Raw genomic sequence first — 15,663 nt, 5'->3', positions numbered from 1 at the left:
CGGGCCTTAATCGCCTCAAATCTCATCAGCATCATGTCGGCGCCTTCAGACCGCAGCAGCGGCGCTAAACCACTGCGGTCTGAGCGAAGCTGCACAGCACCTCAAAACACCGCCCGAAACACCCAATACAACCCCGCCGCGAGCGCGATCGATACCGGCAGCGTCAGCACCCACGCGAGCACGAGGCTGCGCACCGTCGCCCATTGCAAGCCCGAGCCGTTCGCGGCCATCGTGCCCGCCACGCCGGAAGACAGCACGTGAGTCGTCGAAACCGGCAGACCGTACATATCGGCCGCGCCAATCGTCATCATCGCGACCAGTTCGGCGGACGCGCCCTGTCCGTACGTCAAATGCTGCTTGCCGATTTTTTCGCCGACAGTCACGACGATCCGCTTCCATCCGACCATCGTGCCCAGGCCCAGCGCAATCGCGACCGCGACCTTGACCCACGTCGGAATGAACTTGGTGGCGTGATCCGTTTGCGCCTTGAAGTTGTCGATGGCCTTCGCGTCTTCCGGTGCGAACGCCGGTTGCTTCGCCTTGTTCATCAGGCGGATCGCTTCCGACGCGACATACATGTTGTTGCGCACGTTATCGACGATGCCTTGCGGTACGCCGGCCATCGAACCCGAGGCGCCGACCTGCTGCGCGATCACGTCCGTCAGTTGTTTTAGCGCGGGCACGGTTGCAGGCGTGAGTTGATGCGTGCGCACATAGGCTTCGACATCGGCGCGCGGATTGGCCGACGGCGGCGCGCCGTTCGTATAGCGCGCAAGCGCGGCCGACGTTTGCTGGGCGACCGCGACGAAGGTCTGCGTTTCGGCGGGCGTGACGGCCTTGTTCAACGCATACGCCGTCGGTACGGTGCCGATCAGGATCAGCATGATGAGGCCCATGCCCTTCTGGCCGTCGTTCGAACCGTGCGCAAACGAGACGCCCGTGCAGGTCAGAATCAGCAGGCTGCGAATCCAGAACGGCGGCGGCTCCTTGCCCTTCGGTTCGGCGTAAAGTGCGGGCACGCGCACAACGGCTTTGAGGATCATCAACAGCAGGCCGGCCGCGAGAAAGCCGATGAGCGGCGAAAACAGCAGCGACTTGCCGACGCCCAGCGCCTGGTTCCAGTCCACGCCACTCGTGCCGCTCGCGCCATGCATCAATTGATTCATCAGGCCGACGCCGATGATCGAGCCGATCAGCGTATGCGAACTCGACGACGGCAAGCCGAAATACCAGGTGCCGAGGTTCCAGATGATCGCGGCAATGAGCAGCGCGAACACCATCGAAAAGCCGGCGCTGCTGCCCACTTGCAGAATCAGTTCAACCGGCAGCAGTTGCAGAATGCCGAACGCGACCGCGCCGCTCGAAGTCAGCACGCCGAGAAAATTCCATGTGCCCGACCACACCACCGCGAGATTCGGCGCGAGCGAATGCGTGTAGATGACGGTCGCTACCGCGTTCGCGGTATCGTGAAAGCCATTGACGAATTCGAAGCCGAGCGCGATCAGCAGCGCCACGCCGAGCAGCAGATACGGCAGGATGGAACCTTCGCGCACGGGTTGCAGGTCGCCCACGAGCTGCATGCTGCAATAGCCGATGCCGACTACGATCACGGCGAGGAAAACCACGAGGCCAAGATTGCGCCCCTTGCCACTGACCCCGCTCGATTGCGGGTATGAAAGCTCCGGCATGACGTGTGCCCCTGGAAGAATGTCGCGGAACTACCGATCCTGCTGGGCGCGTGTGTCGGTACGATGACAACGGCCGGCGCTCGCACAGAAGGGCTCGCACCTGACGACGCTGGCGGATCGCGCCTCGGTTTTGCCGCTGCGCGGCAGGGTGCTAGCGGCATGCAGGAATCTTTTTTGCTACGCTGGAAACGCGCAGCACTTTCCAGGGAGCTTCAATGAAGCGCGACGGTCACAAGGAAAACCGCAAAGCGGACGCAGGCGCCGCGGCCAGCGGTTCCAACGCGAGCGAGCCGACGGCGCAGGCGGCGTTCGCATCGTATGCGGCCCCGCTCGTGAGCGACGCGATCGCGTACGCCAATGCGGTGCGCGACGATCCATCGCCCGAAGCGCTGCACAAACTCCGCGTTTCGCTGCGCCGCTTGCGTTCGTTGTGGTGGGCCTTCGCGCCGCTCCTCGAAAAGGGCGAAAACACCCGGCAACGCGCGCTCTACAAGTACCTGGCCACAGCGGCCGGCAAGACGCGCGACTGGGACATCCTGATCGAACTGATCCGGCATGAAGACAGTGGCGCGGGCAGCGTCGCGCCGACGCTCGAGAAAGCGCGCGGCGATGCGCTCACAACGAGCCGCGAAACGCTGACGAACGCGGACGTCAAACATCTGCTGCGCGAGGCATTGACGAGCGCATCCACCGACATCAACACCGCGCATGAACGCGTGCCGCTGCGCAAGTTTGCCAACAAGCGCGTCGCAGCGTCCGAGCGTTCGCTGATGAAGCGCGCGAAACGCGCGCGCCACGCAAAGCGCTCGAACTACGCGGCTTTTCACGACGTAAGAAAAGCCGGTAAGAAGCTCCGCTATCTGCTGGAATTCTTCGAGCCGGTGTTGAGCGGCAGCCATAAGCGCACGCTCAAGCGTTTGAAGCAGGTGCAAAAATGTTTCGGGACACTAAACGATATCGTCGCAAGCGAAGTATTGCTGCGCGACAACGCCGGCCTGTTCGCCGGCTCGGGCGACGCAGCGGACGTGCTGCAGTGGCTGCACAAGGAGCGCAAGCGCCGGATGCGTTCGGCAGCCGGACTGCTGCGCAAACTGTGACGCGCGAAGGTAACGTCCGAAGGTAAATAACTCATAACGGCCCGATGTCGATTCATGCGGGCCCGCTTGCAACGGAGGCAACGCGCAGGTGGCACATCGAGCGCATTGGCAGCGACGGCGCTGGCGCAGAAATTTGCGGCACGGAGCAGCCGGCGTCGCGCGTTACGTGGGCAATCATCCGGTGCTCGCGGGTCTGGCCGGCACGCTGGTCGCCGTGGCGATGGCGGGCCTCACGCTGCTCACGCTCCTCAACGGCCGCGCCGACGCGCTCGACCATGCGCGCGAGACATCGCAGAATCTCGTCTCGATCATCTCCAGCGATCTCGAAAGGAACGTCGAGATCTACGCGCTTTCGTTGCAGGCGATGGTCGACGGCGCCGAGCATCACCTGAGCGCGGATCTGCCGCCCGACCTTCGGCGAGCGGTGCTGTTCGATCGCGCGACCACGGCCGCGTATCTCGGCGGCGCATATGTCGTCGGTGCGAAGGGCGAGGTCATCGCGTCGCAAAGCGGCGAGATCAGCCCGACCGTTCGCTTCACCGACCGCGACTATTTCCTCGTGCATCAGCGCAATCCGGCAGTGGGACTTTATCTGTCGCATCCGTTTCGCTCGCGCTTGCGCGACGGCAAGTTGTCGATAGGTCTGACGCGGCGTATCAATGACGAAAACGGCGGCTTTGCCGGCGTCGCATTGCTCGCGATCCGCATCGAGTATTTCCAGCGTCTGCTCGACCGGATCAGCGTGGGCCAGCACGGCTCGGTGTTCATCGCGATGGACGACGGCACGCTGATCGCGCGCAAGCCGTACTCGCCGCGCGACATCGGCGCGAGCATCGCCGGTTCGCCGACTTTCCTGCGCATGGCCGCGCAGCGCGACGGTTCGTATGTGGCGCGCTCCGCCGTCGACGGTGTGCAACGCATGTTCACGTTCGTGCATGTGCCGGGCACGCCGCTGATCGCAGCCGTCGCGCCCGCCGTCGACGACGTGCTCTCGCCGTGGCGCCACCGCGCGATGATCGCCGGCGCGCTGACGCTCGCGTTCGGCACGGTGTTCGTGATCGTGTCGTGGCTGCTGGCGTTTGCGTTGCGCGACAAGCTGCGCGCGCAGGCCGCGCTGATGCGGCTCGCCGTGACCGATCCGCTGACCGGTCTCAGCAATCGCCGCGTGCTCGACAACCGGCTCGACGAGGAATGGCGGCGCGCGCGGCGCACGGGCCAGCCGCTGTCGGCGCTTTTCATCGACATCGATCATTTCAAGCGCTTTAACGACACCTACGGCCATGCAAGCGGCGACGAGGCGCTCAGCGCCGTGGCCGAATGCATTTCGTCGACGGTGCGCCGCGCCGTCGATCTGGTCGCGCGCTATGGCGGCGAAGAGTTTGCCGTGATTCTGCCGGACACGTCAGCCGATGGCGCCGCTGCCGTGGCCGAAAAAATTCGCCGCAACGTGCAGGCGCAGGACATCTTGCATGGCGGCGACGGCAGCGTGGCGGTCACGGTGAGCGTCGGTTGCGCGACGATGGTGCCCGCGCAGGGCGCGAACGCGCTCGATCTGCTGGCCGCCGCCGATCGGCAGCTTTATCTCGCGAAGGCGGCGGGACGCAATCGCGTTTCTTGCGGACGGTCGGCGGTGGGATCGGTGGCGGCGGACTCGCCGTCGTAAGCGAGACGACGCTCGGCCAACGCGCCGACGTTGCTCATGCGTTGGCCCTGCGTCGCGGCGCAAAACCGCGCAGCGTCACGGCGTTGTCCGCGGTGCGTGCATTGTCTGCGTCGCCGCCCGATTCGGCGTGCGAGTGCTCGAGCTTGCCCGTCGACGGCTCATCGGCGAGCAGCAAGCCCACCGGAAAACCGCGCCGCTGCCATGCATCGAGTCCGCCATGCAGCGCGCGAATCCGCGTATAGCCGTAGTTGCGCATCCGCACGCTGATCTCGGCGGCGGTGGCGCTGTCCGGGCATACGCAGTAGATCACCATGTCGTAGGCGCGCAGGGCGAAGTCGATCTGTTCGGGCGAGTGCGGATCGAGTGCGAGCGCGCCGGGAATCGGCGACGCGGCGTCGAGCGCCGCGCTTTGCGGGCGGGCGTCGAGTACCTTGGGTGTCGGCTTGCGGCCCGATGCGTGCGATCGTCGGCCATCCGCGTCGGCATCGCCATCGGCGATGAGAGCGGCCTCACGCCGCGCCCGCCGCTGCATCACTAGCCGGTACGCGAGATATAGCAACGCGACGGCTATCAGCAGGTCGATCACGGTCCCGCCTTGCGCTCTGACGAACGCGAACAGCATGTGCAACTGCCGCTCCGCCGCCGCGCCGCCCAGCAGCCAGAACGTGGCCCACGCCATCGCGCCGGTGAGGTCCCACAGCGCATAGATGCGGGCGTCGACGGCTGTGGTGCCCATCAGCGGCGGCGTGACCAGCGCGAGGCCAGGCACGAACTTCGAGATCGACACGAGCGGCACGCCGAAGCGCTCGAACAGCGCGCGCGCCTGTTCGACGCGGGCATCGACGGCAGGCAGCATCTGGCCGAGCACGCGGATCAGCTTGCGGCCGTAAAGACGGCCCGCGGTGAACCAGACGCCGTCACCGATCAACGCGCCCAGCACGGCCGCGGAGAGCACCGGCCAGAACGACAGGTTGCCCGCGGCAATCGCGGAACCGGCGAACAGCAGCACGGGGACCGCGGGAATCGGTACGCCGAGGCGCGTCAACAGCACGTTGACGAAGACAATCGCGCCGCCCCAGGTGGATACCGCCGACGACGGAAACTCGACCAATTAAGCGGCTCCTGTTTGTTGTTGGCAAGTTGGCTGCGCCGGTATTGCCGGCTGCCTGGCCCGACGCCTACGCAAAGCCTGTTCCCGCACGGCTTCGCATGCTTCCTTCGCGTGCTTCGTCAATCAGGATACTCGATGGATCGCGCACGCGGCCATCGTGCGTCGGTCTGCAATTTCGTTCAAGACCTGCGCGCGCCGCATGCTTAATCTGCGTGCTGGTCCCTTGTCCCGGAGAAGCACGATGAATTCACGGTATGTCGGCTACATCTGCTGCGCGCTCGCGATGATCGGCGTCGGCAGCACGGTGGTGGTCAGCAAGTCCATTGCGGCCGGCTTGCCGCCGTTCAGCGCGACCGCGCTGCGCTTTGCGATTGCGTTCCCGTTGTTCGTGCTCGTGATGCGTTGGCGCGGCGTGCGCTGGCCGCGCCTCGACCGTCGCGACACCGCGCTGGTGATCGCGCAGGCCGCGGCGGGCAGCGTCGGCTATACGGTGTTGCTGATCAGCGGCATGAAGCTCGCTTCTGCCGGCGATGCCGGCGTGATCGCCGGCACCTTGCCCGCGGTATCGGCGATGGTGGCCATGCTCGCGTTGGGCGAGCGCCCGTCGCCGGCGCTGCTCGGCGCGATCGTTCTGGCGACAGCGGGCGTGCTTGCGTGCACCGTGTATGCCGGCGACAACGCCGCGCCGCACGCGGGCGGCTCTATTGTTGGCAACCTGCTGGTGTTCGCGGCGATTGTCTGCGAGGCGCTGTTCATTCTGCTCAATCGCAAGCTGCGCACGCCGGTTGCACCGCTGCCGTTGTCGGCGTTGATGTGCGGCATCGGCTTCGCGGTTTCGATCGTGCCCGCCTGCTTCGAGCAAGCCTGGAACATGCCGATCGACGCGGCGGCTCTCGGCGGCGTGCTGTATTACGCGCTGGTGCCGACGGTGGCCGGTTTCGTTCTCTGGTATGAAGGCGCGGCGCGCGTCAGCGGCGCGGAAGCCGGCCTGATGACCGCGCTCGTGCCGGTCAGCGCGTTGGCGTTGGCCGCGCTGCTGCTGCGCGAGCCAGTCAGCGCGGCGCAGCTTACGGGCGTGGCCTGTGTGCTGGGCGCCGTGATGCTCGCGACGTTTGGACAATCGCTCGGCGCGCGGAAGGTGGCGTGATGGACTCCGCGCTTACGTGTTATGCACCGCCACCGCGCCAGGATTGCCGACGATCGACAGAAACTCGCGCCGCGTGGACGGGTCCGTGCGGAACGTGCCCAACATGCGCGACGTGACCATCGTCACGCCCGCCTTATGCACGCCGCGCGTCGACATGCACTGATGCGAGGCTTCGAGGATTACGCCGACGCCCTCCGGTTGCAGCACGTCGTTCAGCGTATCGGCGATCTGCACCGTCATCTTTTCCTGAATCTGCAGACGCTTCGCGAATGCGTCGACGAGCCGTGCGAGCTTCGAGATGCCGACCACGCGATGTCCCGGCAAATAAGCAACATGCGCGCGCCCGATGATCGGCACCATGTGATGTTCGCAATAGCTTTCGAAGCGGATGTCCTTCAGCACGATCATCTCGTCGTAGCCGTCCACTTCGGAAAAAGTGCGGGCGAGAATCTCGCGCGGGTCGATCTGATAGCCCGCATAGAACTCCTCATACGAGCGCACGACGCGCGCCGGTGTGTCGATGAGCCCTTCGCGCTCCGGGTTGTCGCCGGCCCAACGCAGCAGCACGCGAACCGCTGCTTCCGCTTCCTCGCGGCTCGGGCGGCCATTCGCGGCCTCGGTTGTCGTCGTGGCTGTGGTTTGTTCTGTCTTGCTGCTGGTCATCCGTCGCTCCTCCGCGATCGCGCGTCGACCTCGAGTGGAGTGGAGCGCGCGGGTTCATGAGTACAGCCATTGTTCCATGTTTACGGCATAACGTGCCGATGCCCCTTCAGGCGTCGCGGAGCTGACGGTTTCATTTCGGCCACTCGTCGAGCGCGTCGTTGAAGAGTTCTGCGACCACGCCACGCAGCCACGTGCCGCGCGGATCGTTATGAAACTTGCGATGCCAGTGCTGCCGCAAATCGAAGCGCGGCAGCGGCAGCGGCGGTTCGACGAGCGTGATCGACGCATGCTCGGACACATACGCGAAGCCGATCGCGTGCGGCACCGTGGCGATCAGATCCGTGCGCGCGAGGATGAACGGCAGGCTCATGAAATGCGGCGTTTCCAGCACCGCGCGCCGCTTGATGCGCTTTTTCACGAGGTACTGTTCGAGGACTTCCTGGCTGCGTCCTTCGGCGCGCACCACCGCATGTCCCGACGCGACATATTGCGCGAGCGTCAGCGCGGCGCTTTTGATAGCGGATGACCGGTGCGCATCAGGCAAATGAACCGGTGCGTGAAGAGCCGCTGCTGAAAGAAGTTATTGCCCGACAGATCGGGGAAGTAACCGACCGCGAGATCGACGTCGCCCGATTCGAGCCCGCGTTCCACATGCGAGGGCGGCAGCGACACCGAACGCAGATTCGCGTGCGGCGCGCGCTCGGCGAAAAGCTGCAATAGCCGCGGCAAAAAGACGATTTCGCCGACGTCGGAAAGCGCAATCGAAAAGGTATGCGTGCTCGTGTCGGGATCGAACTCCTGCGCGTCGAGCATGCCTTTTTCGATTCGCAGAAGCGCGTCGCGCGCCGCGGGCAGAATCGCCAGCGCGCGCGGCGTGGGCTCCATGCCTTTGGACGTGCGCACGAACAGCGGGTCGTCGAAATATTCGCGCAGCCGGCCGAGCGCCGTGCTCACGCGCGGCTGGCTCACGCCGAGTTGCTCGGCCGCGCGGCTCACGTTGCGCGTGTCCTCCATCGCAACGAGGTAGGGGATCAGGTTCAGGTCAAGGTTCGTGTCCGACATGCTTTTCGACGAGGGTCGCGTGGTGCTGTTCGTATTCGATGTGTCGATAAAGGGTAGCGGAAGAATCGCCGAACGCGATAGTGGGGTTTTCTTTGCTGCCGGTCAGAATCGGCGGCTCGCGACGGCCAGGTGGCGCGCACTTCGCCTTGCCGGAACCTATGATTAAGGGAAAGTCCGCGCCTTGACAATGCGGCGCAAGCGCAACCATAATCTTCGAATCGTTCGCTAATCGAATCAGTGTTCGCTATAAGAACATTGCAAGGTTCGCGAAACAGCGCCGACAACGCGATGGCGAGCCCGACGCGCGTAGCGCCTCTCAAGGAAATTCGACATGATCAACAAGATTTTCGAGTCACTTCAATCGGCCGTCGCCGATGTCCACGACGGCGCGACCGTCATGATCGGCGGCTTCGGCACGGCCGGCATGCCGTCGGAACTGATCGACGCGCTGATCGAGCAGGGCGCGCGCGAACTCACCATCGTCAATAACAACGCGGGCAACGGCGACATCGGCCTCGCGGCGCTGCTGAAGGCGAAGCGCGTGCGCAAGATCATCTGCTCGTTTCCGCGTCAGACCGATTCGTATGTGTTCGACGCGCTCTATCGCGCCGGCGAAATCGAACTCGAACTCGTGCCGCAAGGCAATCTGGCCGAGCGCATCCGCGCGGCGGGCGCGGGCATCGGCGGATTTTTCACGCCGACCGGCTACGGCACGAAGCTCGCCGAAGGCAAGGAAACGCGTCTGATCGACGGCCGGCATTACGTGCTCGAGTCGCCGCTTCACGCGGATTTCGCACTGATCAAAGCGTATAAGGGCGACCGCTGGGGCAACCTCGTTTATCGCAAGACGGCTCGCAACTTCGGGCCGATCATGGCAAGCGCCGCAAAGACCGCCATCGTGCAAGTGTCGGAAGTGGTGCCGCTCGGCGCGCTGGACCCGGAAAAACATCGTGACGCCGGGCATTTTCGTGCAGCGCGTGATCGAAGTGCCGCAAGCGGCACATGCCCCGCAACCCAATCCGCGCGACGCCGCAGCCTGAACCGGAGACCGACATGAAGAAACTGACCCGCGATGAAATGGCCAAGCGCGTCGCACAGGATATTCCCGAAGGCGCGTATGTGAACCTCGGCATCGGCGTGCCGACACTGGTGGCGAACCACCTTGCCGCCGACAAGGAAATCTTCCTGCACAGCGAAAACGGCCTGCTCGGCATGGGCCCGGCGCCCGCGAAGGGCGAGGAAGACGACGAACTGATCAACGCCGGCAAGCAGCACGTCACGCTGCTGACGGGCGGCGCGTTTTTCCATCACGCCGATTCGTTTGCGATGATGCGCGGCGGCCACCTCGACTTCTGCGTGCTCGGCGCATTCCAGGTCTCGGCGAAGGGCGACCTGGCGAACTGGCACACCGGAGCGCCCGACGCGATTCCGGCGGTCGGCGGCGCGATGGACCTCGCGATCGGCGCGAAGCAGGTCTACGTGATGATGGAGCATCTGACCAAGCAAGGCGAAAGCAAGATCGCCGCGGAATGCACGTATCCGGTGACGGGCGTCGGTTGCGTCGACCGCATCTACACCGATCTCGCGATGATCGACGTGACCGACCAGGGCCTCGTCGTGCGCGAGATTTTCTCGGACATCGACTTCGACGCCTTGCTGAAACTCACGGGCGTGCCGCTGATCGACGGCACGCAGGCGGCGCGAGCCGCTTAAGCGCGGCTGACAACTGCGGGCAGTATGACGCGCAACGCGTCATACTGCCCGCAGTGCTACATTCACCAGATCATCCGATCATCGACGTCATCATGCTCGACTCCAGCGGCCGGCTCACCGGCCTTCTTTGCGGCACGCAGCCGATGAACGACATCTGGGCGCCGCGCGCCACACTGCAACGGATGCTCGACGTCGAAGCGGCGCTCGCGCGCGCTTCGGCCGCGCACGGCGTGATTCCCACGGCGGCCGTCCCGGCAATTGAAGCCGCGTGCCATGCGGACCAACTCGACGCCGACGCGCTCGCACGCGACGCCGCGCTCGGCGGCAATCTCGCGATTCCTCTCGTCAAGCAACTCACCGCGCGCGTGAAAGCCGCCGACGCGCAAGCATCGAAATACGTGCATTGGGGCGCGACGAGCCAGGACATCATCGACACGGCGACGGTCCTGCAACTGCGCGACACCTTCGATTTGCTCGACAGCGGCTTGCAATCCACCTGCGACGCCATCTCGAAGCTCGCGGCCACGCATCGCGCGACGCCGATGATCGGCCGCACGTGGTTGCAGCAGGCGCTGCCTATCACGCTCGGTCTCAAGTTCGCACAATGGCTCGATGCATTGCTGCGTCATCGCGAACGGCTCGACGCATTGCGCGCGCGCGTGCTCGTGCTGCAATTCGGCGGCGCGGCCGGCACGCTCGCGAGTCTGCGCGATGCGGCGCCGCAGGTCACGCAAGCGCTCGCGCAGGAACTCAGTCTTGCGGTGCCCACTTTGCCGTGGCATACGCAGCGCGATCGCATCGCTGAAACGGCATCGTTCTTCGGCATGCTGATCGGCACGCTCGGCAAGATCGCGCGCGACATCTCGCTGCAAATGCAAACGGAAATCGACGAACTATCGGAACCGGCCGCGGCCGGCAAAGGCGGATCGTCGACGATGCCGCACAAGCGCAATCCGGTCGGCTGCGCGGCGGTGCTCACGGCGGCCACGCGCGCGCCGGGGCTCGTCGCCACAGTGTTCGCGGGCATGGTGCAGGAACACGAGCGCGCGCTCGGCGGCTGGCAAGCCGAGTGGGACGCGTTGCCCGATCTCGCGCGGCTCGCGGGCGGCGCGCTTGCGAACATCGGGCAGATCGCGAGCGGACTCAACGTGAACATGCCGCGCCTGGCCGCGAACCTCGACGTCACGCATGGCCTGATTCTCGGCGAAGCGGTGATGCTCGCGCTCGGCGACAGCATCGGCCGGCTCGACGCGCATCATCTGGTCGAGAGCGCGTCGAAGGCGGCGATCCGCGAAGGGCAGACGCTTTTGGACGTGCTCTCCGCGGACTCCGCCGTGACTCAGCATCTTTCTGTCGAGCGCCTGAAGCAACTGCTCGATCCCGCTCAATACGTCGGCCAGGCGCACGCTTACGTGGACGCAGCGCTGGCGCTTCATACCGCGCGTTCGCAGCGCGCCACTTCGAAGGAGTAACCGGCATGCCATACGCCGCAGTCAACGGCACCGAGCTTCACTATCGGATCGACGGCGATCGTCACGGCAGCGCGCCGTGGGTGATTCTGTCGAATTCGCTCGGCAGCGATCTGTCCATGTGGACGCCGCAAGTCGCGGCCTTGTCGAAGCACTTTCGCGTGCTGCGCTACGACACGCGCGGTCACGGACATTCGGAAGCGCCGAAAGGACCGTACACGATCGAACAATTGGCGGGCGACGTGCTCGGCCTGATGGATACGCTGAAGATCGCACGCGCGCATTTTTGCGGCGTGTCGATGGGCGGACTCACGGGCGTCGCGTTGGCCGCGCGTCATGCGAGCCGCTTTGAGCGCGTCGTGCTTGCGAACACGGCGGCGCGCATCGGCTCGCCGGAAGTGTGGGTGCCGCGCGCCGCACGCGCTCGCACGGAAGGCATGCAGGCACTCGCCGACGCGGTGTTGCCGCGCTGGTTCACGGCGGATTACTTCGAGCGCGAGCCCGTCGTGCTTGCGATGATTCGCGATGTGTTCGTGCATACCGACAAGGAAGGCTACGCGTCGAACTGCGATGCGATCGACGCGACCGATCTGCGTCCTGAGACGCCTGGCATCAAGCTGCCGGTGCTCGTGATCAGCGGCACGCACGACGTGGCCGCGACGCCCGCGCAAGGCCGCGAACTGGCGCAGGCGATTCCGGCCGCGCGCTACGTCGAACTGGACGCCTCGCATATTTCGAACATCGAGAAGGCCGATGCGTTCACGAAGGCAGTGATCGACTTTTTGACGGAGCCCAAATGAACGACGAAGACCGCTACGAAGCCGGACTCGGCGTGCGCCGCGCGGTATTGGGCGACGCGCATGTGGACCGCTCGCTTGCCAACCGCACGGAGTTGACGGAAGAGTTTCAGAACTTCATCACGCGTTATGCGTGGGGCGAAGTGTGGACGCGCGAAGGTTTGCCGCGGCACACGCGCAGCCTGCTCACGATTGCGATGATGGTCGCGCTCAATCGCAGCGAAGAACTCGCGCTGCATTTGCGGGCCGCGAAAAACAACGGCGTGACGCGCGAGCAGATCAAGGAAGTGCTGCTGCAAACCGCGATTTACTGCGGCGTGCCGGCGGCGAACTCGGCGTTTCATCTCGCCGATAAGCTGTTCCGCGAAGACGATGCGGCGGCGAAGACTTGAGGGTTTTGCTGTAGCAATGGTTTGATGAAGAAACGCGCGCCTCTGGTACGGCGTGCGTTTTTTTATTGTGCGGTTGTCTCTCTCGAGTGCTTTACTTATGCCTCCGTGTCCGCACTCAAGCTAGCATTCGACGCGACATCAACCGGCAATTGCAGACGCACCGCGCGCAACACCGTATCTTTGATCACTTCGCGCCAATGCGCGAGCGCCGCCTTGTCCATCAGCGCTTCGCCGAGAAACGCGCCTAACGTGTACTGATTGGCGTTATAAAAATAACCGAGCGACGCGATCATCAGATACACGTCGCGTGCTTTGACGTCGGCGCGAAAAACGTGCTGCGCCTTGCCTGCGTCCAGCAACTTCTGCACGACTGAAATCGCATAGCCGGAAATCTCCTTCAGCTTGGACGACTTCTTCGCATGCTTGCCTTGATGCAGGTTCTCGCTCGATAGCAGCGTGACGAACTCAGGGTGATCGAGGTAGTACTGCCAGACGAATTCGACCATTTGTTCGAGGCCGTGAACCGGGTCTTCAAGATCGAGATCGAGTTTGCTTTCCGCTTCGTTGAATTGCGTGTAGATGGTCTCCAGCACTTCGACGAACAACTGCTCCTTGCTGCCGAAGTAGTAGTAGATCATGCGGTCGTGCGAGCGCGCGGCCTTCGAAATGCTTTCCACCCGGCCGCTCGCATAGCCTTGCTTCGCGAAGACCTTGATTGCCGCTTTCAGAATCTTGGCGCGCGTGTCCTGTGCCTGTTTCGCGCGGATGCCCGTGGCGCCCGGCTTGCGGCCGGCAGTGGAATTCATGGCGATCTGGTATCTCTTCGTTGGCGTGTTGAAGGGATTGAACTCTCTTGCGCGCGCTTCGTTGGAATGCAGGCGTCCTCATCATACCGTGCGCATTGCAGACTGCCGAGTCTCTTTCTAGCGATGCACGGTGAACTGCTTCGGCGTAAATTGAATCTCTGGCGACGAGGCCGCGTTCAATGTTCGAGTCAGCGTTTGAATGCGGCGGCGCACCATCCGCTCGCAGGCCGGAAACTCATTGCGCAGTCTATTTTGATCGGGTAGATTTCAGACAGGTTTGGTGTAGCGAATACTACACGAACGGTAAGTGACCGCAACATGGAATCATGCGTGGAAACATGCGAGTCACGCGAAAGTGCCCTGAAATAAGGGCTATTCGTCAGCCGGGCAGGACCGATTGTGATGTCGTCGTATGGAACCCCACTATGACAGAACATACGAAGGTCGATTTCGGTGCGGAACGCGTCGACGGCGATATCGCCTCGACGCCTGGTCCCACCGTGCTCGAGAAGGCGGCGCCGCGCAGCGAGCGTATGGCGTCGAACAAGATCGAATGCAATGCCTGTCCGGTGCTGTGTCAGATCTCCGAAGGGCGCACCGGCGCATGCGATCGCTATGCGAATGCGGACGGGCGGCTGATTCGCGTCGACCCTGTCGTATTCCTGTCGCGCTCGCAAGCCGATAGCGCAGATGCCCTGGTCGAATTCGGTGCGTCGTCCGAAGAAGCGCGAGACGATACCGCCAATACCGCGCTCTTCGTCACGGGCGTGGGCGCATCGTCCACGTATCCCGACTACAAGCCCGCGCCTTTCATCGTTGCCTCGAAGCTCGACGACGTCGACATGGTCACGGTCGTCACCGAAGGCATCTTCAGCTATTGCAGCTTCAAGGTCAAAATCGACACGGACCGCTTTCTCGGACCCGAGCAGGCGAACGTGCGTTGCCAGGGCGAGATCGTCGGCCATGTGACGACGGCGGAATACGGTTCGCAAATGTTGAGCCTCGGCGGCGTGCATCATCTGACCGGCGGCAGCAAGAAAGAAGGCCGCGTGACCTGCGACATGATGCTTGCACTCGGCAACAAGCAGGCGGTTGAACTCAGCATAGACGGCGGCGCGAGCCTCGTGGTTCGCGCGGGCGCGGCGCCTGTGGTCGACGGCGTCGAGGAACGGCGCATGCGCGTCGGCTGCGGTTCCGCGACCATCGGCATTTTCGCGAAGCAATGGTTCGGTCATGTCGACGAAGTCGTTGTAGTCGACGATCACATCACCGGCGTGTTGACCGAGCATCAGGCGGGGCGCTGCCTCGGCATGACGCGCTCGGGCATCAAGATTCGCGGACGCAAATCGACGCCAGGACGCTATTTTCAGGTGGCCAATCCAGGCATCGGTTGGGGCGGCACGGACATTCAAGACCCGCTCGCGATTATCGAAGGCTTCGATCCCGCTGTCGCTCAACCCGGCATGCGTCTGCTGATGGTGTCGACTACCGGCGAGCACGCGCAGTGGTATGAACTCGATCATGAGCTCGTGCCGCGCGTCGCGGCGATGCCCGATGCGGTGCGCCGCACGGTGGAACGCATCGGCGAAAACTGCGAGCCGTCGCTTGCCACGGTGCTGTTTCTCGGCGGCGCGGGCGGCAGTCTGCGCGCGGGCGCGACCGAGAACCCCGTGCTGCTCACGCGTGCGATCAAGCAGCAGCTCGTGAACGTCACGTGCGGCGGCGCGCCGGCTTATGTGTGGCCAGGCGGCGGCATCACTGTGATGGTCGACGTGTCGCGCATGCCCGACCGTTCGTTCGGCACCGTGCCCACGCCGGCGATCGTCGCGCCGATCGAATTCACCATGACGTATGACGCTTATCGCGATCTCGGCGGCCATCTGGATGCGGTGCGTTCGTTGGAGAGCGTGCTCGCGAATGGTCCCGAACATACGGAAGGCGCGCCGCTCGCGCGTCGAACGTTGGCGCGCAATTCGGACAATCCGTGGCCGCCCGCCATGCCGCCGATGCTGGGCTAACCGACTAACGCGGCTAACAATTCGGCCCACAACCACG

Annotated in this window: 12 protein-coding genes and 2 pseudogenes; 9 read left to right on the top strand and 5 right to left on the bottom strand. The window is 64.1% G+C overall.

Going from position 1 to position 15,663, the window contains the following annotated elements:
• Positions 1-101 precede the first annotated feature (101 nt).
• The gene (locus tag ABIE53_RS20870) at positions 102-1,688 is read right to left on the bottom strand and encodes an inorganic phosphate transporter (RefSeq protein WP_006049610.1); all 1,587 of its coding nucleotides are present in this window, start codon (positions 1,686-1,688) and stop codon (positions 102-104) included.
• A 215-nt stretch (positions 1,689-1,903) separates the two neighbouring features.
• Between ABIE53_RS20870 and ABIE53_RS20865 the strand changes: the two genes are divergently transcribed.
• A complete protein-coding gene (locus tag ABIE53_RS20865) occupies positions 1,904-2,785 on the top strand; it encodes a CHAD domain-containing protein (RefSeq protein ID WP_192699691.1) in 882 nt (293 codons plus the stop codon).
• Between the two features lie 88 nt (positions 2,786-2,873).
• Positions 2,874-4,448, top strand: coding sequence for a GGDEF domain-containing protein (locus tag ABIE53_RS20860; protein WP_192699692.1), 1,575 nt, complete (start codon positions 2,874-2,876; stop codon positions 4,446-4,448).
• A 34-nt stretch (positions 4,449-4,482) separates the two neighbouring features.
• On the opposite strand, the gene ABIE53_RS20855 is transcribed toward ABIE53_RS20860, so the two are convergent.
• The gene (locus ABIE53_RS20855) at positions 4,483-5,559 is read right to left on the bottom strand and encodes a VTT domain-containing protein (RefSeq protein WP_192699693.1); all 1,077 of its coding nucleotides are present in this window, start codon (positions 5,557-5,559) and stop codon (positions 4,483-4,485) included.
• A 241-nt stretch (positions 5,560-5,800) separates the two neighbouring features.
• On the opposite strand from ABIE53_RS20855, the gene ABIE53_RS20850 reads away from it, so the two are divergent.
• A complete protein-coding gene (locus ABIE53_RS20850) occupies positions 5,801-6,706 on the top strand; it encodes a DMT family transporter (RefSeq protein WP_192699694.1) in 906 nt (301 codons plus the stop codon).
• 12 nt (positions 6,707-6,718) lie between these two features.
• On the opposite strand, the gene folE is transcribed toward ABIE53_RS20850, so the two are convergent.
• Both folE and ABIE53_RS20840 read right to left on the bottom strand, forming a co-directional pair.
• A complete protein-coding gene (gene folE, locus ABIE53_RS20845) occupies positions 6,719-7,369 on the bottom strand; it encodes a GTP cyclohydrolase I FolE (RefSeq protein WP_053859977.1) in 651 nt (216 codons plus the stop codon).
• Between the two features lie 130 nt (positions 7,370-7,499).
• Positions 7,500-8,431 (bottom strand): annotated as a pseudogene (locus ABIE53_RS20840) (LysR family transcriptional regulator).
• A gap of 331 nt (positions 8,432-8,762) precedes the next feature.
• Here ABIE53_RS20840 and ABIE53_RS20835 point away from each other — a divergent pair.
• The 5 genes and pseudogenes from ABIE53_RS20835 to pcaC all read left to right on the top strand — a co-directional run bounded on the left by ABIE53_RS20835 (position 8,763) and on the right by pcaC (position 12,802).
• Positions 8,763-9,471: pseudogene (locus ABIE53_RS20835) on the top strand (3-oxoacid CoA-transferase subunit A).
• Positions 9,472-9,484: 13 nt separating this feature from the next.
• Positions 9,485-10,144: a 3-oxoacid CoA-transferase subunit B gene (locus ABIE53_RS20830; RefSeq protein ID WP_114158090.1), complete on the top strand. Its 660-nt coding sequence runs from the start codon at positions 9,485-9,487 to the stop codon at positions 10,142-10,144.
• A 92-nt stretch (positions 10,145-10,236) separates the two neighbouring features.
• Positions 10,237-11,616 carry a 3-carboxy-cis,cis-muconate cycloisomerase gene (locus tag ABIE53_RS20825; RefSeq protein ID WP_192699695.1) on the top strand — a complete coding sequence of 460 codons (1,380 nt, stop codon included), beginning with the start codon at positions 10,237-10,239 and terminating at the stop codon, positions 11,614-11,616.
• A gap of 5 nt (positions 11,617-11,621) precedes the next feature.
• On the top strand, positions 11,622-12,413 hold the full coding sequence (gene pcaD, locus ABIE53_RS20820; protein ID WP_006049600.1) for a 3-oxoadipate enol-lactonase: 792 nt from the start codon (positions 11,622-11,624) through the stop codon (positions 12,411-12,413).
• Positions 12,410-12,802 (top strand): 4-carboxymuconolactone decarboxylase, encoded by a 393-nt coding sequence (gene pcaC / locus ABIE53_RS20815; RefSeq protein WP_006049599.1) that lies wholly within the window; start codon positions 12,410-12,412, stop codon positions 12,800-12,802. The genes pcaD and pcaC overlap by 4 nt, the downstream gene beginning before the upstream one ends.
• A gap of 95 nt (positions 12,803-12,897) precedes the next feature.
• On the opposite strand, the gene ABIE53_RS20810 is transcribed toward pcaC, so the two are convergent.
• Positions 12,898-13,608, bottom strand: coding sequence for a TetR family transcriptional regulator (locus ABIE53_RS20810; protein ID WP_029966801.1), 711 nt, complete (start codon positions 13,606-13,608; stop codon positions 12,898-12,900).
• A gap of 425 nt (positions 13,609-14,033) precedes the next feature.
• On the opposite strand from ABIE53_RS20810, the gene ABIE53_RS20805 reads away from it, so the two are divergent.
• Positions 14,034-15,626: a 6-hydroxynicotinate reductase gene (locus ABIE53_RS20805; RefSeq protein WP_192699696.1), complete on the top strand. Its 1,593-nt coding sequence runs from the start codon at positions 14,034-14,036 to the stop codon at positions 15,624-15,626.
• The last annotated feature ends 37 nt before the right edge of the window (positions 15,627-15,663 follow it).

Origin of the sequence: Paraburkholderia sp. OAS925 (assembly GCF_040543975.1) — a bacterium.
Lineage (GTDB): Bacteria > Pseudomonadota > Gammaproteobacteria > Burkholderiales > Burkholderiaceae > Paraburkholderia > Paraburkholderia graminis.
This window is presented reverse-complemented; position numbering and strand designations above follow the sequence as displayed.